The sequence below is a fragment of the Enterobacter sp. 940_PEND genome (assembly GCF_001059415.1).
GTDB lineage: Bacteria > Pseudomonadota > Gammaproteobacteria > Enterobacterales > Enterobacteriaceae > Enterobacter > Enterobacter cloacae_M.
This window is the reverse complement of the sequence record NZ_JUMS01000132.1, coordinates 1-20,727: the sequence shown is the minus strand read 5'-3', so window position 1 is coordinate 20,727 and position 20,727 is coordinate 1. Positions and strand designations below refer to the sequence as shown.

Genomic DNA, 20,727 nt, shown 5'->3' with positions numbered 1-20,727 from the left:
GATGCGCGTACTGTTTTCGATGCTGTTGCTGGTGGGGTTCGCGGTGGGGGCGGCGGAGCCGACGCAGACGTTTACTGACGATCTGAACCGAAAAGTGGTGGTGCCGGTTCATCCGAAACGGATTGTCTCTTTACACGATCTGGATATCACCATTCCGCTGATTGAGCTTGGCGTGCCGCCGGTGGCAAGCCATGGCCGCACGCGGCCGGACGGCAGCCACTTTCTGCGCTCCAGCGGCATGTTGACCGGCGTCGACTTCGATAATTCCGACATTAAATTTATCGGTACGGCCGATATCGACATTGAAGCCATCGCCGCCGCAAAGCCTGACCTGATCGTTACCGAGCCGACCCGCAACACCCCGGTGGAACAGCTGGCGAAAATTGCCCCGACGGTGAGCATCGATCATCTCGACGGCGGCGCGCCGGAGATCTACCGCAAGCTGGCTCAGCTGACGGGAACGCAGGCGCGGCTTAAGGTTCTGGAGCGGCGCTATCAGGAGCAGATTAAGGCGCTGAAGGCGACTATTGATACCCGCAAGGTGACCGTGTCCGTGATTCAGGCGAATCAGGGAAAGATTAACGCCATGCACAGCTACCACTCGCTGGGCCGCGTGCTGCGCGACGCCGGGTTCATCTTCCCGCCGCTGATTGAGAGCATCCCGGAAGGAGGGCGCATCGACGTCAGCGCCGAGCGCCTGCCGGAGCTGGATGCCGATTTCGTCTTCGCTACCTGGCGCGGGGATACGGGCGGTAAACCGCAGGACGAGCTGGCGGCGATGGATGCGGTCATGCCGGGCTGGTGTCAGTTCCTGAATGCCTGCCGAACCGGGCATTACGTACTGATCTCGCGTGAAGAGGCCATCTCGAATTCGTACGCCTCGTTAGGGCTGATGGCCGCGCAGGTGCAGTCGCAGATTGCCGGGCGTCCGCTGCCGGAGGCGTCACGGTGATCCGCAAAGAGAAAGGGCGCGTGGATGTCTATGGCGACCGCTTTCGCGCGCGTGCGCATCAGCTGACGCCGCGTCTGCTGCAGGTTGCACGCTATATTCATGACAACCGAGAAGCGGTGATGGAACAGACCGCAATGGAGATCGCGACGCTGTTGAAAACCTCAGATGCCACGGTGGTCCGCGCCATTCAGGCGCTGGGTTTCGCCGGGCTGCGCGATCTCAAGCAAACGCTGGAGCAGTGGTTTGGTCCGGTGGTCACCTCCAGCGAAAAGATGTCCACCACGGTGAATACGCTCGCCAGCGACGTCAACGCGAGCATTGATTTCGTGCTGGAGGGGCATCAGCACACCTGCGAAGTGTTATCCGAGCCCCACAACCGCTACGCGATGGCCCAGGCCGTCTCTCTGCTGGCGCAGGCGAGGCAGGTCGCCATATTTGGCATTGGCGCCTCCGGCATTCTGGCCGAGTACACCGCCAGGCTGTTCAGCCGAATGGGGTTACCCGCCACGCCGCTTAACCGTACCGGAATAGGGCTTGCCGAGCAGCTGATTGCGCTTCAGCGCGGCGACGTGCTGGTGATGATGGCGCAGAAATCCGCGCACCGGGAGGGGCAAACCACGCTGCGTGAAGCGAAGCGTCTGGGCATTCCAACCATCCTGCTGACCAACGCCCTCGACTCACGCTTCAGCAAGGAGGCCAGCGTGGTGATTCACGTTCCGCGCGGCGGCGAAAAAGGCAAAATTCCGCTCCACGGCACGGTGCTGCTGTGTCTGGAGATGATTATTTTATCCGTGGCCTCCACCGAGCCACAGCGCACCATCAAGTCGATGAAGCGCATCAACGAGTTACATCGTGGGTTAAAACCGGGGAAGAAAAGCAGCTGATTTCCCCGGCTCGCGGATCACGCCTTAGGAATACGCAGCGTCTGGCCAGGATAGATTTTATCCGGGCTGGAGAGCATCGGGCGGTTAGCCTCAAAAATCTTATTGTACTTGTTGGCATCGCCGTAGACGGTTTTGGAGATAGCGCTCAGGGTATCGCCTGATTTCACCGTATAGTAGGTGGCTTCATCTTTGGCATCGGTCGCGGTGATGTTGTTCTCCACCTCGCTGACGCCCGCGATGTTCCCGACGGCGACCTGGATTTTTTCTTTCTGCTCCTGGGTCAGCCCGTCACCCGTCACGCTGGCTTTGCCGTCGGTAACGTTAACCTGAACCTTATCTGAACCGGGAATATTGAGTTTTTTGAGATGCTCGGTGATTTTGTCACTCTGGCCTTTATGATCGGTCAGGTTATCCCATAGCTTTTCGCCTGCTTCTTTCACGAAGTTAAAAAGACCCATTCCATCCTCCTGTTAATCATGAAGTCAGAATAAGCATAGCAGTTGAGTTTTAAGCTGATAAAAAACCCGGTAGCGCTGACGCTCACCGGGCCTGGTTCTGTTCTCCCTCTCCCTGTGGGAGAGGGCGGGGTGGGGGGGAACTTAAACCCCTTGCTCCAGAATGCGGATGTGGGTCTCCAGCACGTCACCCTTCACCGCATCGCTCCACGCTTTCATGTGAGGGGTCTGCAGGTGCGCTTCAAGGTGCGCGACGGTTTCCCACTGCTCAACCATGATGATTGAGTCTGGCGCGGTCGCCTGGAAGCTGGCGTCAGTGGCGGCATCCACCATCGGCGCGTAGCCGTGGCAGCCTTCTTCTTTCAGTACGGTCGGGATAATTTTCACGAACTGATCCAGCACCGCCTGACGGTGATGTTGACCTGGACGAGTACGGATTTCTGCGATTACGGTAAGCATGTTTACTACTCCTTTAATTCCAGGCTACCAGTTAAGCAAAAATTTTCGCGAGATGCTTGCGATATTCTGCGATATAGCTCGGGACGTCAGGCATTTTAATCACGTCGTTGACGATAAAGGTCGGCAGCGGATCCATGCCCAGGAACTGGTTAGCCTTGTGGAACGGCAGGTACGCGCCGTCGACGCCCACGCCTTCGAAGAACTGATCTTTATCGGTGAAGGCTTCCAGCGGGGCGTTCCAGGTCAGCGAGAGCATATATTTTTTGCCCTGAATCAGGCCGCCCGAGCCGTATTTTTTGGAGGCGTCAGAGCGGGTGCGGCCATCGCTGGCATACAGTGAACCGTGACCTTCGGTGAACACGTCGTCCATGTATTTTTTTACGGTCCACGGCGCGCCCATCCACCAGCCTGGCATCTGCCAGATCACCACGTCAGCCCACAGGAAGTTCTGCACTTCGGCCTTCACATCATAATTGCTGTCCGCGCGCACGACCTTAACATCATGCCCGGCGTCGCGCAGGAAACCGTCCGCGACCTCGGTCAGGGTGTCATTCAGCTGGCCTTTAGAATGCGCAAATTCTTTTGCACCGTTGATAATCAGGATGTTGCTCATTATTTGTCCTCGATGATGAGAGTATGGCCAGTATTCTACGCGCGAGGACGGTGCGGTAAAATGAGCAAAATGTGCAAAGTCTTTTGCGTTAAACGCAATAATCCCTACCAGCTGACCTTCACTTCAAAACCGCCTTCAGGCGCATTGCTCAGCGAAACGCGCATCCCGTGCAGGGTGGCGATGCGTTTTACAATGGATAACCCCAGCCCGCTGCCCGTGGCATCCTGACCCGGCGGACGATAAAAGCGCTCGCCGACACGCGCCAGCGCGTCAGGTGAAATGCCTGGGCCGTTGTCGCGCACGGTAAAGCCACGCGCGTCCAGCGTCACGTCCACCACGCTGCCGCGCGGACTGTAGCGAATCGCGTTATCCAGCAGGTTGCGCACCAGCAGGCTCATGAGGAGCTGCTGGCCCGTGCGTGTAACCTCTGGTGCATGGATGTTCAGGCGAAGATCAATGCCCGCCTGCTGCGCCGGATGCCAGATATCCAGCACGGCTGACTGCAGCAAGTCGGCCAGGGGAATCGGTTCGACATCGTCAAGGTTATCCAGCGAGTCCAGGCGCGACAGCGTGAGGAGTTGATCCACCAGCCGGGAAGCGCGGTCGATACCCGCATGTAGCTGCGAAAGGGCTTTGGACTGCGCCTCGGGATCGTCCTGATACAGCTGCGCCACGTCAGTTTGCACCTTCAGTGCCGCCAGCGGGCTGCGTAGCTCGTGGGCGGCATCGGACGTAAAGCGGCGCTCGCGGGTCATCATCTCCTGGGTGCGCGCGAAGAGATGATTCAGCGCGTCGAGCAGGGGGCGCACTTCCGTAGGAAGGCCCTCCGTCGGCAGTTTATCGGTGGCATCCGGCGAGCGGGAGCGCAGGGTCTGCGCCAGCTTTTTCAGCGGCTTCAGCTCCCGACTCAGGAGGACGATCAGCAGCAGCAACATCACGGGCAGCGCCACCAGCCAGGGGGTCAGCTGCGAGCTGACCACGTCCAGCGCCATCTCCTCGCGGTACTCCCACTCCTGGCCGACCACCACGCGGTATTTTCCGTCAGGTGAAGTCAGCCATAAAAAACGCCACTCGTCGTTGTCGCCCTGTAGCTGCCCGTTATCGAACCCGTCGCGGCGATAGTGGTACGGAATATCGCGTCCGTTTTCACCGTCGTTGAGGAGCATTTTGCCGTCGACGGCGTAAATGGCGAAAGCCAGCGCGTCGTCGTCCAGACGACCGTGCTTCACTTTTTTCGGGATCTCGCGCATGCGTTCGGGGGCGCGGATCTCGTCCAGATCCATCGTCAGCAGCCGTTTAGCAAACAGCATCTGCTGGGTATCGAACAGCTTGTCGAGCTTGTGGGTCGTCTGCTGCCAGGCGACCAGGCTGGCAGCAAACCAGGCCGTCAGAGAGAGCAGCAGGAAGAGAAGCGTCAGGCGCAGCTTAAGGCTAAGGCGTTGCGTCAGTTTCATGCGTTACCCAGGGTGTAGCCGATGCCGTGCACGGTGCGGATAAACTCGCTCCCAAGCTTGCGGCGCAAATGATGGACGTGAACCTCGATGGCGTTGCTGGAGACGTCGTCGTCCCAGGTATAGAGTTTTTCCTCGATCAGCTTTCGCGGCAGCACCCGACCGGAGTTACGCATTAACAGCTCCAGCAGCGCGAACTCTTTCGGCTTGAGCGTCAACGGCTCACCGTCCAGCGTGGCGATGAGACGGGTCGGATCGAGCGTGACCTTCCCGTGACGCAGCTCGCTACGCGCCTGGCCGTGGCTGCGGCGGACCAGCGCTTCGAGGCGGGCACCCACTTCGATCAGCGCGAACGGCTTACAGAGATAATCATCCGCCCCAAGACGCAGCCCCTCGACGCGCTGGTTAAGCGCATCCCGCGCCGTCAGAATTAATACCGGCTCGCTGCGCCCGCTTTCGCGCCATGCGCGCAGAATGTCCAGACCGTCAATTTCCGGCAGCGTCAGATCCAGCACCACGGCATCATAGGGCGCAGAGGAGAGCGCGGCCTGGCCGGTTTTACCGTCGGTAAACCAGTCCACGCTAAAGCCCATTTTGCTTAGCCCCGCCTTGATACCGTCGCCGATTAACCTGTCGTCTTCTACCAGTAAAATACGCATGTTCCCTCCTTGATGCCGTCAGTAAACCCTCTGTAAGCGCCTGCTGTACAGCAATAATAAATAAATTTTTCCCTTAAGAAGTTGTTAAGGATTACCCTGTTAAATGGATTGCGAAACGACATTAAAGGGAGAGATGAAAATGAAAAAATTCGCTGCAATTGCTGCCATCATGATGATGACCACCGCGCCGGTCTTTGCTGCTCAGGGCGGTTTTACTGGCCCATCGGCCACACAGACCCAGACGCAAACTCAGCAGGGCGGTTTTGTCGATAACAACGCTAACCTCACCACCGCGGCAAAAGTGAAAGACCTGAAGGACGATGCCTGGGTGAAGCTGCGCGGGAACATTACCGAGCGCCTGTCCGATGACCGCTACACCTTCCGCGATGAGTCCGGCACGGTCGTAGTTGAGATTGACCACAAGCGCTGGAACGGCGTGACCGTCACTCCGCAGGATAAAGTTGAACTGCAGGGTAAAGTCGATAAAGACTGGAACGAGTTTGAAATTGACGTGAAGCAGGTGATTAAGCTGAACAAATAACCCGAAAAGGGCCGCCTGTGCGGCCCTTTTTCTTTGTGACTCAATTCATCAGATGAGGTAGTATCTGCGGCAATATTGCCTGAAACCCTTCGGTTTCTGAGTTGAGGAATCACACGTAATGAGCGATATGGCAGAGCGCCTCGCGCTACATGAATTCACGGAAAACGCCTACCTGAACTACTCCATGTACGTCATCATGGACAGGGCGTTGCCGTTTATCGGGGATGGCCTGAAGCCCGTTCAGCGCCGCATCGTCTATGCGATGTCCGAACTGGGGCTGAACGCCACCGCCAAGTTCAAGAAATCCGCCCGTACCGTCGGTGACGTACTGGGTAAATACCATCCGCACGGCGACAGCGCCTGTTATGAAGCGATGGTGCTGATGGCGCAGCCGTTCTCTTACCGCTACCCGCTGGTGGACGGGCAGGGGAACTGGGGTGCGCCGGACGATCCGAAATCCTTCGCGGCGATGCGTTATACCGAATCCCGTCTCTCTAAATATGCCGAAGTGCTGCTGGGCGAGCTGGGTCAGGGAACCGTTGACTGGGTGCCAAACTTCGACGGTACGATGCAGGAGCCGAAGATGCTGCCCGCGCGTCTGCCGAACATCCTGCTGAACGGTACCACCGGTATTGCGGTCGGTATGGCGACGGACATTCCGCCGCACAACCTGCGTGAAGTGGCGAAAGCCGCTATTACCCTCATCGAGCAGCCGAAAGCGACGCTCGACGAGCTGCTAGATATCGTGCAGGGGCCAGATTTCCCGACCGAAGCTGAGATCATCACCTCACGCGCGGAAATCCGCAAAATCTACCAGAACGGTCGCGGCTCCGTGCGCATGCGCGCGGTGTGGAATAAAGAGGACGGCGCCGTGGTGATCACCGCGCTGCCGCATCAGGTTTCCGGAGCTAAAGTGCTGGAGCAGATCGCCTCCCAGATGCGCAATAAAAAGCTGCCGATGGTGGACGACCTGCGCGACGAATCGGATCATGAGAACCCGACCCGTCTGGTGATCGTGCCGCGCTCCAACCGCGTGGACATGGAGCAGGTGATGAACCACCTGTTCGCCACCACCGATCTGGAAAAAAGCTACCGCATCAACCTGAACATGATTGGCCTCGACGGACGCCCGGCGGTGAAAAACCTGCTGGAGATCCTCACCGAATGGCTGACCTTCCGCCGCGATACTGTCCGTCGTCGTCTGAACCATCGTCTGGAGAAAGTGCTTAAGCGCCTGCATATCCTCGAAGGTTTGCTGGTGGCGTTCCTCAATATCGATGAAGTGATTGAGATCATCCGTACCGAGGACGAGCCGAAGCCGGCGCTGATGTCGCGCTTTGGCATCAGCGAAACCCAGGCCGAAGCGATCCTTGAACTGAAGCTGCGCCATCTCGCCAAACTGGAAGAGATGAAGATCCGCGGCGAGCAGAACGAGCTGGAAAAAGAGCGCGATCAGCTGCAGGCGATCCTCGCGTCCGAGCGCAAGATGAACACCCTGCTGAAGAAAGAGCTGCAGGCCGATGCAGACGCCTTCGGCGACGACCGTCGTTCTCCGCTGCACGAGCGCGAAGAAGCGAAGGCGATGAACGAGCATGACATGCAGCCGTCCGAGCCGGTCACCATTGTGCTGTCGCAGAGCGGCTGGGTGCGTAGCGCCAAAGGCCACGATATCGACGCGCCGGGGCTGAGCTACAAAGCGGGCGACAGCTTCAAAGCGGCGGTGAAAGGCAAGAGCAACCAGCCGGTGGCGTTTATCGACTCCACCGGCCGCAGCTACGCCATCGACCCGATTACGCTGCCTTCCGCGCGCGGGCAGGGCGAGCCGCTCACCGGCAAGCTGACGCTGCCGCCGGGTGCGACGGTTGACCATATGCTGATGGAAGCCGATGACCAGAAGCTGCTCATGGCGTCCGATGCGGGCTACGGCTTTATCTGTACCTTCAACGATCTGGTCTCCCGTAACCGTGCCGGTAAGGCGCTGATTAGCCTGCCGGACAACGCCCACGTGATGGCGCCGCTGGTGATCGAGAACGAAAGCGACATGCTGCTGGCGATCACCACCGCCGGACGTATGCTGATGTTCCCGGTCAGCGATCTGCCGGAGCTGTCGAAAGGCAAGGGCAACAAGATCATCAACATCCCGTCGGCGGAAGCCGCGAAAGGCGAAGATGGCCTGGCGCACCTCTTCCTACTGCCGCCGCAGAGCACGCTGACCATTCACGTCGGCAAGCGTAAGATCAAGCTGCGTCCGGAAGAGCTGCAGAAAGTGGTGGGTGAGCGCGGTCGCCGCGGCTCGCTGATGCGCGGCCTGCAGCGCATCGACCGCGTGGAGATTGACTCTCCTGCACGCAGCACCGCGGGTGACAGCGAAGAGTAATGTCGTGATATCCCCCTCTGCCCGGAGGGGGAGTTTCAATAAAATTTCCCGTAAAATCGTTGTTAATTCGTGCGTTGCGATTAACAATACGCGCTCGTAATAAAGTCCTTACCTGGCCACAGGTGAAGTATAATTGTCAGCTGTTGGGGCTTCAGAGGTCGCTATGCTATATATTGTTCGTCTTATTCTTACCGTTATCTACTGCATTCTGGTCTGTATTTTCGGCTCTATTTATTGCCTGTTCAGCCCGCGTAATCCGAAGCATGTCGCCACCTTTGGCCATATGTTCGGTCGTCTTGCGCCGCTGTTTGGTCTGAAGGTTGAAAAACGTCTGCCTGAAGGGGCGGAGAATTTCGGTAACGCCATCTATATCGCCAACCATCAGAACAATTACGATATGGTGACCGCCGCAAATATCGTGCTTCCACCGACCGTGACGGTGGGAAAAAAAAGCCTGCTGTGGATCCCGTTTTTTGGCCAGCTGTACTGGCTGACCGGGAACCTGCTGATCGACCGTAACAACCGCGCGAAAGCGCACAGCACCATTGCGGAAGTGGTGAATCATTTTAAAAAGCGCAAAATCTCAATCTGGATGTTCCCGGAAGGAACGCGCAGCCGCGGCCGCGGCCTGCTGCCGTTTAAAACCGGGGCGTTTCATGCCGCAATTGCGGCAGGTGTTCCAATTATTCCTGTGTGCGTTTCCAATACTTCGAATAAGATTAATCTTAACCGCCTGAATAACGGGCTGGTGATTGTCGAAATGCTTCCACCCGTCGATACCAGCAAATACGGTAAAGACCAGGTGCGCGAGCTGGCAGCGCACTGTCGTGAGCTGATGGCTCAGCATATTGCGCAGCTCGACAAAGAAGTCGCAGAGAGAGAAGCCGCCGGTAAGATTTAATCCGGCGTTGAAGGGAAAACGAATTCCCGCGTTGTTAGTCGTTTCAGATGGAGCTTATATGTCACTCAGTCGGCGTCAGTTTATTCAGGCTTCCGGGATCGCCCTTTGTGCGGGTGCGATGCCGCTGACAGCCAGCGCCGCCGGGCAGCAACAGCCGCTGCCTATTCCGCCATTAATTGAATCTCGTCGCGGTCAGCCGCTTTTCCTGACGCTGCAGCGCAGCCACTGGTCCTTCACCCAGGGGACGCGCGCGCCGGTCTGGGGCATTAACGGACGTTACCTTGGGCCGACCATACGCGTGTGGAATGGCGATGACGTAAAGCTCATCTACAGTAACCGTACCCCTGAAAATGTTGCCATGACCATCAGCGGCCTACAGGTGCCCGGCCCGTTGATTGGCGGCGCGGCGCGAATGATGTCACCCAGCGCCGACTGGGCGCCGGTTCTGCCGATTCGCCAGAGCGCGGCCACCCTGTGGTATCATGCCAACACGCCTAACCGTACGGCGCAGCAGGTTTATAACGGCCTGGCAGGAATGTGGCTGGTGGAAGATGAGGTCAGCAAATCCCTGCCGATCCCGAACCACTACGGCGTGGATGACTTCCCGATTATCATCCAGGACAAGCGTCTGGATAATTTCGGTACGCCGGAATATAGCGAGCCGGGCAGCGGTGGCTTCGTCGGCGATACGCTGTTGGTCAACGGCGCGCAAAGCCCGTATGTCGAGGTCTCGCGCGGCTGGGTGCGCCTGCGCCTGCTCAACGCGTCCAACTCGCGCCGCTATCAGCTGCAAATGAGCGATGGCCGTCCGCTGCACGTGATTTCCGGCGACCAGGGCTTTTTACCGGCCCCGGTGTCCGTCAAACAGCTGGCGCTCTCGCCGGGAGAACGTCGTGAAGTTCTCATTGATATGACCAACGGGGATGAAGTGTCTGTCACCTGCGGTGAAGCGGCCAGCATTGTGGACCGCATTCGCGGGTTCTTTGAACCGTCGAGCATTCTTGTCTCGACCCTGGTGCTGACCCTGCGCCCGACCGGTCTGCTGCCGCTGGTGACTGATAGCCTGCCAATGCGCCTGCTGCCGCAGGAGATCATGAGCGGCTCGCCGGTGCGCAGCCGTGATATCAGCCTGGGCGATGACCCGGGCATCAACGGCGCGCTGTGGGACGTCAACCGCATCGACATTACCGCGCAGCAGGGCACCTGGGAGCGCTGGACGGTCCGTTCAGATATGCCGCAGTCGTTCCATATTGAAGGGGTGGCATTCCTGATCCGCAACGTCAACGGTGCGATGCCGTTCCCGGAAGACCGCGGCTGGAAAGATACCGTCTGGGTGGACGGCCAGGTTGAGCTGCTTGTCTACTATGGTCAGCCTTCGTGGCCGCACTTCCCGTTCCTGTTCCACAGCCAGACGCTGGAGATGATGGACAGGGGCTCCGTGGGGCAGATGCTGATCAACCCTGCGCCATAATCCTGACATTCCCGGTTCGCCGGGAATGGTTTATGCCCGCCAGAAAAAGCGCGAGAACAGAATCAGCACCGGGTAAATTTCCAGACGCCCTAAGATCATCGCCGCGCACATCAGTAGTTTTGCCCCCTCTGTTAACGTGCCAAACGTCGACGCCGTCTCCCCAAACCCCAGCCCCATGTTGTTGATGCAGGCGGCGACCGTTGCGAATGCGGTGAACAGGTCGTAGCCCATCAGATTGAGCGACCAGACAAAAAAGCCCGTGATCATGACGTAGAGAAAAAAGAAGCTCCATACCGAGCGCAGGACGCGTTCATTCACCACGCTTTTGCCCACCTTAATGCTCAGCAGCGCTCTCGGATGCGCCAGCTGGTTCATCTCCTGAATACTCTGCTTGAACATAATGAGAAAACGCAGGGCTTTGATTCCGCCGCAGGTCGAGCCTACGCAGCCGCCAAAAAAGCTGGCGCTCAACAGCAGGAAAATGGTGTGTGCGGGCCATTGGGCATAGTCGGCGGTCGAAAGGCCGTTATCGGTCATCATCGAACTGGCAAGGAAGAAGGCGTGCACCAGGCTATCCGTGGCGTTGTACATCCCGGCATGCCAGACCTGCCAGGCGGTGATGACAATAATCACCGCGGCGGCGCTCAGAAAGAATTTAACCTCCGGGCTGCGGCGAATCGGTTTCAGGGTGCGTCTGACAATGGCGACGTACCAGAGGGTGAAGTTGAACGCGGAGAGCAGTGAAAACGCCCCGGCGACCAGCTCAATCGCGTGGCTGTCATAAAACCCAATGCTCTCGCTGCGGGTGGAGAACCCGCCCAGCGACACGGTCGACAGCCCGTGACAGAGGGCGTCAAAAAATGACATTCCCGCCAGCCAGTAGGCCAGGGTGCAGGCCACGCCCAGCGCGAAGTAGGTCACCCACAGCGTGCGCGCGGTATCGGCAAGGCGGGGAGTCAGACGCTCCTCCTTGAACGGCCCCGGCATCTCTGACTGATAGAGCTTCATGCCACCAATGCCCAGCAGCGGCAGGACCGCGACGGCCAGCACGATGACGCCTAACCCGCCAATGAAATTCAGCTGTGCGCGGTAATAAAGGTACGACTTAGGCAGGGCGCTGACGTCCCCGATCACCGTTGCCCCGGTGGTGGTGATCCCGGAAACCCCTTCAAAGAGCGCGTCGGCAAAGGAGAGCCGTAGCCCGTCATCCATCCAGAGCGGCATGGCGCTAATGAATGAGAACAGCAGCCAGAACAGCACGATAATCACAAACCCGTCGCGGGTGCGCAGCTGTATGCCGGCGTGACGGGTTGCCCGCCAGGTTAACCCTCCGAGAGTAAAAAAGGTTAAAAAGGTGGTCAGAAAGGCAAAGTAGGTCCGCTCTTTATTCAGCAGGGCGATAACCATCGGCGGCAGCATGGAAAGGCTGTACAGCAGAACCAGAAAACCGCAGAGGTGAAGGACAACCCGCAGCTGGGATACATGTAACGAATCGTTGGGCTTCACGACAGAGCTCCGCGCAATAACACGTTCCGGGGCAAATCACCGGAAAATATAGTGAATATTATGATTCAAAATTATCAGGGCGCCGTATTTTAACGACTTCCCCGAATATCTGCCTGCTTCATGCATCCTTTTCTTCAAATCTGGCGGATGAACAGCGTATAATCCCGCTCCTTTTGTCTATTTTTTCTTCGGAAGCATTATGAGCGCAATTTCCCTGATCCAGCCGGATCGTGACCTCTTCTCCTGGCCCCAGTACTGGGCGGCCTGCTTTGGACCGGCGCCATTCCTGCCGATGTCCCGGGAAGAGATGGACCAACTGGGCTGGGACAGCTGCGACATCATTCTGGTCACGGGCGATGCCTACGTTGACCATCCGAGCTTCGGTATGGCCATCTGTGGCCGTATGCTTGAGGCGCAGGGCTTCCGCGTGGGGATCATCTCCCAGCCTGACTGGAACAGCAAAGACGACTTTATGCGTCTGGGTAAACCGAACCTGTTCTTCGGCGTGACCGCAGGCAACATGGATTCGATGATCAACCGCTACACCGCCGACCGTAAGCTGCGCCATGACGATGCCTACACGCCGGATAACGTGGCGGGCAAACGCCCCGACCGCGCAACCCTGGTCTATACCCAGCGCTGTAAAGAAGCCTGGAAAGACGTGCCGGTGATCCTGGGCGGCATCGAGGCGAGCCTGCGCCGCACCGCCCACTACGACTACTGGTCAGATACCGTACGCCGCTCGGTGCTGGTGGATTCCAAAGCCGATATGCTGATTTACGGTAACGGCGAGCGTCCGCTGGTGGAAGTGGCGCACCGTCTGTCGCAGGGTGAGCCGGTTAGCAGCATCCGCGACGTGCGCAATACCGCCATTATGGTGAAAGAGGCGCTGCCGGGCTGGAGCGGGGTGGATTCCCGCATCATTGATATGCCGGGCAAAATCGACCCGATCCCGCACCCGTACGGCGAAGATCTGCCGTGTGCCGATAACAAGCCGGTTGAGCCGAAAAAAGCGGAAGCGAAGGCTATCGTTGTGCAGCCGCCGCGCCCGAAACCGTGGGAAAAGACCTACGTGCTGCTGCCGTCCTACGAGAAGGTGAAAGCCGACAAGGTGCTCTACGCGCACGCGTCCCGTATTCTGCACCATGAAACCAACCCTGGCTGCGCCCGCGCGCTGATGCAGAAGCACGGCGAGCGCTTTATCTGGATCAACCCGCCGGCGATCCCGCTCTCCACCGAAGAGATGGACAGCGTCTTTGCGCTGCCGTACAAACGCGTTCCGCACCCGGCGTACGGCAACGCCCGTATCCCGGCGTATGAGATGATCCGCTTCTCGATCAACATCATGCGCGGCTGCTTCGGCGGCTGTTCGTTTACTCTTGTTTTTATGTATTTAGAGTTAAACTCTACTTTTCTATTTTTAGAATTCAAGCTATTCATCGTAATTGAGAGATATCCTTTTAATGTTCAGCAAGCCTGTTAAAAGCACTTTATCTGAACCGCGTTTTGCCTAAATCCTGCTCAATATATACTCTCCCTGAGTTCTGAAATCCTCAAATTCCCCAATCTTAAAGCATTGATACATAGATGATGTCAGATAATGCGCAATCATCTCACCGCCAATATGGATCCGTTCCGGGTGTGAGTATGTCGCCTGTATAGCCCTTTGTTCATTCATCATTACAGGAATTGTCTGCAACAAATCCCCATCCAGGATTTGGCACTCAGGTTTTACTCCTGTTCCGTATTGTAATTGCTCTGATTCGAAATCATGGACTGAGCGATAGGCGAACGAAACGATATTTCCTGTTTCCTCGCAAATTGCGAACTGATAAACACTGGTTGTCACCGTTGAAGAAGAGGGAATTGCATGGTCATGCTTGTATTGTTTCCACAGCCTCCTTAGACAGGCCGATGTATGATAATTGAGATTTTGTATACCTGATACGACCATTCTGGTTGATGCTTCAAGCAACCAGGTGTTAGAAAATCCACCTGCCCCCGTACCTGCTATGATGGTTCTTAGCTGGGGGATGTAACCTGCTTTGGAAACAAAAGATAACGGCTCCCCATTATCGGTGACGGCAAGGGTATCTGTTACAATCAGTGCTTGTGCTTCGTCTGTATAAAATATCAGTGATGACATATTTTCCTCATCCAGAAAAGACATTACATGAATCACAGAACAGGTCACTACAACCACGTGAAAGGGAGTCAGACCATTTTCCAGAGGTAAATATATTCTTGTGTTTGGACGCGTTGCGGTTCTCTGTAAAAAATATATAGCACAAACAAAAGTCCCCGCAGGGATAAATATAGTTATATGCGCTTTTTCTGCTGGCTTTTACAATTGAAAGTGACAGGTAAACGAAATGTGTTACAGGTTTCTTTTGCTTTTCGTTGGGTTCTGTATATGCGAATTTACCCTGTGTGTTATTTTTGCAATGGACTCAGGCTGTATTCAATCAATTAAGGTTTACTTCTGGCATTAAGATGTATCCGTTGCCTGTTTTTTAAGGGCACGGTTTGTGCCGGGAAATGAAAATCACATCTTAAGTTCTTCACTCAAAGGATTTGTGATGTTTATCACGTATGGTCCGGGTAACGTGTTGAGGTCAATGTATTGCATCGTGATGGTGTCGTTACATCTTTTACTTTCCTCCTGATTTGCATATTCACTCCCGGCAACCTGGTTGTTTGTTTTTTCTTCTTCCGGATTTATAGTGTAGGCATGAGGTGGCGTTTCAGGGCGACAGACTGTGAGGATAATCACTAACATTCATGCGCGTTATGGGCGTGTCAGCAAACTGGATGCAACAGAGCCGAAACTGAAATTTGAACCCGGATTTCTGTATGCTGAAATACCTTATATTAGCGGCATCCAGAATCGAAAACTGAGCCGATATGTACACTTTTATCTTATGGATAAAGCTATCCTGCAGGCCAGGGATTTAAAGCCTTTAGCCCGGGCATTTTTACGCTGGATAAGGTGGCTGGAGGATAACGGACTTGACCCTTTCACCCCGGGAACGTTGAAATACCAAAGCCCTACATATGGCTTCAGGGAGTATCTTCTGGGGGCCGTAAGGCAGGGGCGCATCGCCTCATCCACCGCGGCGGTGTACATCAGCGTTATCCGACGGTTTTACGTATTTCTGGGCAAGTGTGGTGAGCTGGCTGCCAGCTCATTTTTTACGTTGGTCGAAAAAGTCGTTGACGGGCGACGCAAGGTGATAAGTTCGGATCTTGCCATCAGGATAACCAGCACAACAAAAAGGACAATCAACCCACTGAATGATGCAGAGGTTCATATCCTGGATGAGGCACTGAAATCTGAGTCCGGGTTGTTCAGTTTAATGATTGTGCTGATGAAAAATTGTGGGTTACGGCTGGATGAAATGCTGACCCTGCCGTCGTCACTCTTTACTGAAGAGTACCTTGCCAGTGTCCCTGTATCTGAGTTGACCATCAGGGGGCTTCATATTGGTCCGAGATGCGGAGTTCATACGAAGTTTGGGATGACGCGAGAACTCTTCATCACCAGACGATTGTACGAGCAGGTTCTGGATTATCTGGCGGATGAGGAGTATGAAAAGAAGATCCAAAAATGGCGTGCACGACAGGGTGGGGAAGGGCGGCACGAGCCTTTATTTTTAATGGCAAACGGGAAACGGATGTCTGAAAAAGCCTTTTACTCCCGCTGGTACAGTTTTCGCCATCGCCTGGCCCGGTCTGCTCCGGGAAATGTGTTCAGACATAAACCCCATGATTTGCGGGCAACGTTTGCGACCCATTTTTTACGCTCGGCACTGAGTTGCTATCCCGATCAGGCCGCAAATGCGCTGGGTACAGTAAAATACTGGATGGGCCATAAAAGCGAAAATACGACGATGAAATACATCGTCTTTCTTCAGCAAAACCAGATTTCTGATGCAGTCGCCGGGGTCATGGACGCATTGATTGACGGTGCTGCAGGTCGCGATGGAGCCATATATGAGCCGGAGTGAAACGCAGATAACGTGGATGGCCGAAAATGTGCTGTCATGGGAGACGGTCAGCGGACACATCACTCAGCGGGATCTGAACCGATATTATTTACTTGACGTTTATCTTCAGGCTCATTTTTCAGATTATGTGTTGCTCCCCGGATGGTTTAGTGAACATTCGCATCTTGCCCGCCCTGAAAAACGCGATTTTATTGCCTCTCTGAAACGATTTCTTCTGTCTTACCGTCCCGCCGGAAGGTTAACCATTTTCCGTTATCTCAATATGTTTTTTATATGGCAGTCAGTCAATCAGTATGACTATGGCACGGCTGAAGGCGTTGAAATGTATATTAAACATCTCATGAACGATATTCGTCGGCGAAAAATTTCAGTCAGGATGGCAAGACACTACTTGTCCGTGGTCAACCGGTTTTTGCTTACGGGCGGGCAGATTCAGAGGCGGTATGAATATGAATTCTTACCGAAAGGAACGTATCAGCAGCAGGGAAGGGATAGCTATACCAGGAATGAACTTTCCGAGATCCTGAGGCAGTTGTCATCCATGAATGAGTTCCTTGCGGGATGTATCCGGGAGCATATCGCTAAATCGGAAAAAGGGGTGCGGCATTTCTCACCGTCTTTGCTGGCACCTGTTTATGAAGCGTATTTCCGGTATCCGGGAGAGAACGGGGTCAGCAGGGCAGAGATCATCATCAGGGACGTTCTGGAAAATTACTTTCTTACTTCTTTTTTTCTGTTCTGTTACCACACATGGGGAAACACCTCTCAGGTTCTGGGTCTGACGCGGGATGATATACATCTGGATGAAAAGGGTATCAGCACTGATTATGTTTATAAGGGGAGAGCGAATAAGTATATACGTCTGACGATAGGTAAATCGGAGTATGTGACCAAACGTGCGGGCTATTACTGGTTTCTGTCTTTTATCAGGCTCAGGGACGACATCGTTAACTATCTGGTTTCCGCAGATAACTTCCCTCCGGTACAGGCGCTGTTTCTGAGTGAGCCGCAGGTGAAATTCCGTAAGCTTTATTCTCTTAATCCCAGTCATCTGACTAAATTTTCTAACTCTGAGGGGGCGTGGGCCACGATGCGGCAGCTTAATCCCTCGCTTCCATCAATTACCGTTTCTGGCTTGCGCAAAACGTCTGAGCAGTATACGGACAGAACATTAAAGAATGGTCTGATTACGGCGGAAAAAGCACAGCATAACTGGGGCACTTACAGGCGGAATTATGCTGCAGGTAACCCACAGGGGGCGAAGGAAAACTTCAGTGCTGCACTTGATACGCTTATGAATCAGGGGATTGCGACACGTGCGTTATCCGAGCGGGTAAAAGTTGCTGATGAGCTGGGGATCGATCTGCGTGGAAGCGATGAGGGTGTGGATCTTTTATTGAATGGCCTGGGATGTCGATCGCAGGAGCCGCCTACAGATATTGAATTGCGCTTTATAAAAAAGCAAAAACGATTTGGCCGGACACCAAAGGCTTGTGCGGATTTTTCTCATTGTGTCGAATGTTCAAAAAGTTGCGTTGTGGAAACGCTGGAGTCTGTATGGCTCCTGCTGTCATTCAGGCATGCTATCGAGTATGGAAAACCGTTGTACATCGGTTCGGTCAATGCTGTGGAGCGTTATGAAACGTTACTCCTGAAGATTGATTTACGGCTTGGGCTGGTAGATGAGGCGACCCTGAAAAAAGCGCGCGTTAAACTTCAGCGAGAAGGTGTGGCTCCGGTATGGCAGATTTGAAGAAAAAAGAGGTAAGCCGTAGTCGAATGGCGGAGTTTCCTGCCGGAACGCCGCTTCGTTCAGGGGATGAGTTTCCGACTGAGGATATCATCTGTGAGGCACTAGAAAACAAAAGCTTTGAACGTCTGAATAACTGCCTGGTTATCGCCAGCTCAGATGAACATGATATGCGTTTTATCAATGAGGAGACGCTGAATATTTATTTCAGGGATGATGTCTGGACCAATCGCTATGTCAGAACCCATATTGGTGAAACGTTAAGAACCGTTAATTTTTCAGGCATACGGGATCCTGAACTGCGTCTTGAAGCCAAAATCATCTCAGCCAGCCTGCTCTGGATTGTCGGCAGGACCGCGAAGACGCAGTCCCTGATCCGGAAATGTGCAAACATTGTGGCGGGAGCCCGTATTATTGAGTCTATGGGGTATCGCAGTCTGTTTCAGCTTCGTTTTCCGCTTGTCCGGAATGCTTTCATTGTAAAGATGAAGGAGGAGGATGAGCACGGCAGGAAGCGTTCTGAAAGAACATTACGTAATTACTTTATGGACCTGGCGGATATCTCGCTGACAGGTCATACCCGTCTTCGAAAATACGGTTACTTTCCTGATATTAGCTTCGACAGTTACAACAGTGTGGATGATTCAAACCAGACATATTGTATGCCTTTCAGTCTTATGATGTCTGTCTGGGAAGGGCTGATTACTGAACTGGATGCTGAAATCAGTGATTTCGATTTTGACGGGTTTTCCCGGCTGTGCGCTATCATAAACGGTTTTTATGATTCGCCTTACTATACGTCGATGCTGGAAGCCCGTAAAAGAGGGACAGCAAAAAGCATACCGGATTACCGGGCCGCGTATTACTACAATATTGTTGCCGGGGAAATTCGGGCGCTTTTCGCGACACTTGGCCCCGGGATGCAGGGCTGGTTCTCGGTACATAAAAATAAGCGCTGGAGATCTGATTTTATTGGCGTTGATCACATAAAGCTGAACACCTGGCATTTTGAGCTGACGTTAAAAGTCATGAATGTGATACAGGCCATGTCGGGGATGAGACACAGCGAAGTGCTTGGCGTGATGCACGGTTCACTGATTTATGATGGTGATATCCTGGGACTTCGTTCGGTGTTGCATAAGTTCGCCCCGGAAGGTGGAAGTCACGAAGACTGGGTTGTTTGTCGCTATGTGGAAAAGCCTTTTCAGCATTTACGCAGAATTAATCAAATCATGACAGGCCTGGACGGGAAGACGCTGGACAATGTTCCATTGTCTTTAAATATCAGGTCGTGGTTCTCGGAGCAAAAACTCTCTTTTATGGGGACGCAGCGCCAGACTGAGTGGGCAAAGAAATTTGTGAAAAGACACCATCTGTTCATCCGACGTGACCATATTGATGAGTTCAGGCTTTTAAATCCAAACATACGTGATGATGAACGCGTTGCGATGGAGATTCGGGAGGGGGCTTTCTGGCCATTGCGAACCCATCAGTTTCGCCGTTCACTTGCTGTACACCTCAGGCGTCTTGATCTGATTTCTACTAATGATCTTATCCGGCAGTTTAAGCACTTAATCAGAGGCATGACGGAGTGGTATATGTCCGGTGCACTCAACGCTTCGCATTTTAGCCGGGCGATCCCTCAGGCATTCGCTGCCGAGATTGAGAGGGTTGATACCGAACTCTCAGCTTCCAGGGCTGTTTCTTATCAGCATGAAGGCCTGCTTTATGGCGAAGGCGGGAAGTTACTGATGTCCCAGAGAGGTGGGCACTTACATCAGATGACGTTTCCTACACTGAAAAAAGCGATGAGCATGGCTAAACGAGGCGGGCAAAAACTGGTATCTCTTGGAAACGGTTTTTATTGCATGAATGGCCATGACTGCGAGTTTAAGGCGGTTGTTCAGTCAGCGTCCTGCAATCCGGGATGTGAGAACATGCTGGCCGGAGCTGATTCTGTTCCCGTGTGGAAACGCAGGATGGCTCATTATGACAACCTTCTGGAGATTGCCGTGCGAAATAATGCTCCTCAGGCTGACAGGGATTTTCTGATGCTTGAGAGAGATTTTTATGCAGATGCTGTCCGTTTTTTTGAAAAGGATGAATAGAGCATGACGAACGAACAGTCGGGGGTTAAAAAAACACAGGCAAGAGCAGAGCAGGCCCTGAGGGAACTGATGTTATCAGGGGAGCGTATCAGCCAGTATGCTGTGGAAAAACGAGCGGGGCTGGCAAACGGCACCCTGAATTATAACTGTCCTGAGTACAGGCAGGTCAGGGAGGCTATCCGCAGTCTGAAAAAAACGTGCCAGGGCACCGCGCCGGTTGATGAGCAGGGCATTGAGCAGCAGATCAAGCTGAAAGAAAAGTATCGCCGTCAGAGAAATGAGCTGAGGGAAGAAATCAAAAAGATGATGGCTGAAAATGTAGAGCTGTTACATAACCTTATACTTTTACAGCAGTATGTCAGGGAGCTTGAACGCAACACCGGGAGGGAGAAAGGGGACGTCATTCCGTTCTCGGGTGGTGTCAGGGACTGAGGCTATACTGAACGGAAGGACGCGAGGTGAATCGCCACAGGTTTAACAGACACCTCAGAGTCATTTAAGATGACTTAAAGAGAGGTGCCCATGAGCGGTAAGCGTTATCCTGAAGAGTTTAAAATTGAAGCAGTCAAACAGGTTGTTGATCGCGGTTATTC

The 20,727-nt window shown here is 54.3% G+C and carries 17 protein-coding genes and 1 pseudogene; 11 read left to right on the top strand and 7 right to left on the bottom strand.

The genetic code is table 11. The features are described from left to right. Position 1 precedes the first annotated feature (1 nt). The gene (locus ADJ24_RS19260) at positions 2–952 is read left to right on the top strand and encodes an iron-siderophore ABC transporter substrate-binding protein (protein WP_023309196.1); all 951 of its coding nucleotides are present in this window, start codon (positions 2–4) and stop codon (positions 950–952) included. Beyond that, positions 949–1,836 carry a MurR/RpiR family transcriptional regulator gene (locus ADJ24_RS19255; protein ID WP_023309195.1) on the top strand — a complete coding sequence of 296 codons (888 nt, stop codon included), beginning with the start codon at positions 949–951 and terminating at the stop codon, positions 1,834–1,836. Before ADJ24_RS19260 ends, ADJ24_RS19255 begins: the two co-directional genes overlap by 4 nt. Before the next feature lie 17 nt (positions 1,837–1,853). Here ADJ24_RS19255 and lysM read toward each other — a convergent pair whose 3' ends face one another. The 5 genes from lysM to qseB form a co-directional block, all read right to left on the bottom strand. Next, positions 1,854–2,294 (bottom strand): peptidoglycan-binding protein LysM, encoded by a 441-nt coding sequence (gene lysM / locus ADJ24_RS19250; RefSeq protein WP_023309194.1) that lies wholly within the window; start codon positions 2,292–2,294, stop codon positions 1,854–1,856. Positions 2,295–2,435: 141 nt separating this feature from the next. Beyond that, positions 2,436–2,750: a putative quinol monooxygenase gene (locus tag ADJ24_RS19245; RefSeq protein WP_023309193.1), complete on the bottom strand. Its 315-nt coding sequence runs from the start codon at positions 2,748–2,750 to the stop codon at positions 2,436–2,438. Positions 2,751–2,781: 31 nt separating this feature from the next. Then, the gene (locus ADJ24_RS19240) at positions 2,782–3,363 is read right to left on the bottom strand and encodes an NAD(P)H-dependent oxidoreductase (protein ID WP_023309192.1); all 582 of its coding nucleotides are present in this window, start codon (positions 3,361–3,363) and stop codon (positions 2,782–2,784) included. Positions 3,364–3,467: 104 nt separating this feature from the next. Further along, entirely contained in the window at positions 3,468–4,817 is a 1,350-nt protein-coding gene (gene qseC / locus ADJ24_RS19235) for a quorum sensing histidine kinase QseC (RefSeq protein WP_023309191.1), read from the bottom strand. After that, complete coding sequence (qseB, locus tag ADJ24_RS19230; protein ID WP_023309190.1) at positions 4,814–5,473, bottom strand: quorum sensing response regulator transcription factor QseB; 660 nt, start codon at positions 5,471–5,473, stop codon at positions 4,814–4,816. Before qseB ends, qseC begins: the two co-directional genes overlap by 4 nt. 139 nt (positions 5,474–5,612) lie before the next feature. On the opposite strand from qseB, the gene ADJ24_RS19225 reads away from it, so the two are divergent. The 4 genes from ADJ24_RS19225 (at position 5,613) to ftsP (ending at position 10,763) form a co-directional block, all read left to right on the top strand. Then, a complete protein-coding gene (locus tag ADJ24_RS19225; RefSeq protein WP_023309189.1) occupies positions 5,613–6,014 on the top strand; it encodes a YgiW/YdeI family stress tolerance OB fold protein in 402 nt (133 codons plus the stop codon). Positions 6,015–6,132: 118 nt separating this feature from the next. Beyond that, positions 6,133–8,391 carry a DNA topoisomerase IV subunit A gene (gene parC / locus ADJ24_RS19220; protein WP_023309188.1) on the top strand — a complete coding sequence of 753 codons (2,259 nt, stop codon included), beginning with the start codon at positions 6,133–6,135 and terminating at the stop codon, positions 8,389–8,391. Positions 8,392–8,554: 163 nt separating this feature from the next. Next, the gene (plsC, locus tag ADJ24_RS19215; protein WP_023309187.1) at positions 8,555–9,292 is read left to right on the top strand and encodes a 1-acylglycerol-3-phosphate O-acyltransferase; all 738 of its coding nucleotides are present in this window, start codon (positions 8,555–8,557) and stop codon (positions 9,290–9,292) included. Between the two features lie 58 nt (positions 9,293–9,350). Further along, positions 9,351–10,763 (top strand): cell division protein FtsP, encoded by a 1,413-nt coding sequence (ftsP, locus tag ADJ24_RS19210; protein WP_023309186.1) that lies wholly within the window; start codon positions 9,351–9,353, stop codon positions 10,761–10,763. A 30-nt stretch (positions 10,764–10,793) separates the two neighbouring features. On the opposite strand, the gene ADJ24_RS19205 is transcribed toward ftsP, so the two are convergent. Next, entirely contained in the window at positions 10,794–12,269 is a 1,476-nt protein-coding gene (locus ADJ24_RS19205) for a TrkH family potassium uptake protein (RefSeq protein ID WP_023309185.1), read from the bottom strand. Between the two features lie 199 nt (positions 12,270–12,468). Between ADJ24_RS19205 and ADJ24_RS19200 the strand changes: the two are divergent. After that, positions 12,469–13,644, top strand: a pseudogene (locus ADJ24_RS19200) (YgiQ family radical SAM protein); the annotation flags it as partial. A 135-nt stretch (positions 13,645–13,779) separates the two neighbouring features. Here ADJ24_RS19200 and ADJ24_RS19195 read toward each other — a convergent pair. Further along, entirely contained in the window at positions 13,780–14,415 is a 636-nt protein-coding gene (locus ADJ24_RS19195; protein WP_023279901.1) for a hypothetical protein, read from the bottom strand. Between the two features lie 613 nt (positions 14,416–15,028). Between ADJ24_RS19195 and ADJ24_RS19190 the strand changes: the two genes are divergently transcribed. Genes ADJ24_RS19190 through ADJ24_RS19175 form a run of 4 tightly spaced genes read left to right on the top strand, consistent with a single transcriptional unit; the run spans position 15,029 to position 20,566 of the window. Next, positions 15,029–16,276, top strand: a complete 1,248-nt coding sequence (locus ADJ24_RS19190) for a tyrosine-type recombinase/integrase (RefSeq protein WP_007897923.1) — start codon at positions 15,029–15,031, stop codon at positions 16,274–16,276. After that, positions 16,263–18,029, top strand: coding sequence for a hypothetical protein (locus ADJ24_RS19185; RefSeq protein WP_007897920.1), 1,767 nt, complete (start codon positions 16,263–16,265; stop codon positions 18,027–18,029). Before ADJ24_RS19190 ends, ADJ24_RS19185 begins: the two co-directional genes overlap by 14 nt. After that, positions 18,017–20,134 (top strand): hypothetical protein, encoded by a 2,118-nt coding sequence (locus tag ADJ24_RS19180; protein ID WP_017384059.1) that lies wholly within the window; start codon positions 18,017–18,019, stop codon positions 20,132–20,134. The genes ADJ24_RS19185 and ADJ24_RS19180 overlap by 13 nt, the downstream gene beginning before the upstream one ends. A gap of 3 nt (positions 20,135–20,137) precedes the next feature. After that, positions 20,138–20,566, top strand: a complete 429-nt coding sequence (locus tag ADJ24_RS19175) for a hypothetical protein (RefSeq protein ID WP_017384060.1) — start codon at positions 20,138–20,140, stop codon at positions 20,564–20,566. The last annotated feature ends 161 nt before the right edge of the window (positions 20,567–20,727 follow it).

Bases quoted from the DNA above. Each gene is read 5' to 3' on its own strand.
- ADJ24_RS19240 (WP_023309192.1), bottom strand. From the start codon at position 3,363: ATGAGCAACATCCTGATTATCAACGGTGCAAAAGAATTTGCGCATTCT.
- ADJ24_RS19245 (WP_023309193.1), bottom strand. From the start codon at position 2,750: ATGCTTACCGTAATCGCAGAAATCCGTACTCGTCCAGGTCAACATCAC.
- parC (WP_023309188.1), top strand. From the start codon at position 6,133: ATGAGCGATATGGCAGAGCGCCTCGCGCTACATGAATTCACGGAAAAC.
- plsC (WP_023309187.1), top strand. From the start codon at position 8,555: ATGCTATATATTGTTCGTCTTATTCTTACCGTTATCTACTGCATTCTG.
- ftsP (WP_023309186.1), top strand. From the start codon at position 9,351: ATGTCACTCAGTCGGCGTCAGTTTATTCAGGCTTCCGGGATCGCCCTT.
- ADJ24_RS19225 (WP_023309189.1), top strand. From the start codon at position 5,613: ATGAAAAAATTCGCTGCAATTGCTGCCATCATGATGATGACCACCGCG.
- lysM (WP_023309194.1), bottom strand. From the start codon at position 2,294: ATGGGTCTTTTTAACTTCGTGAAAGAAGCAGGCGAAAAGCTATGGGAT.
- qseC (WP_023309191.1), bottom strand. From the start codon at position 4,817: ATGAAACTGACGCAACGCCTTAGCCTTAAGCTGCGCCTGACGCTTCTC.
- ADJ24_RS19195 (WP_023279901.1), bottom strand. From the start codon at position 14,415: ATGTCATCACTGATATTTTATACAGACGAAGCACAAGCACTGATTGTA.
- qseB (WP_023309190.1), bottom strand. From the start codon at position 5,473: ATGCGTATTTTACTGGTAGAAGACGACAGGTTAATCGGCGACGGTATC.
- ADJ24_RS19180 (WP_017384059.1), top strand. From the start codon at position 18,017: ATGGCAGATTTGAAGAAAAAAGAGGTAAGCCGTAGTCGAATGGCGGAG.
- ADJ24_RS19175 (WP_017384060.1), top strand. From the start codon at position 20,138: ATGACGAACGAACAGTCGGGGGTTAAAAAAACACAGGCAAGAGCAGAG.
- ADJ24_RS19260 (WP_023309196.1), top strand. From the start codon at position 2: ATGCGCGTACTGTTTTCGATGCTGTTGCTGGTGGGGTTCGCGGTGGGG.
- ADJ24_RS19185 (WP_007897920.1), top strand. From the start codon at position 16,263: ATGAGCCGGAGTGAAACGCAGATAACGTGGATGGCCGAAAATGTGCTG.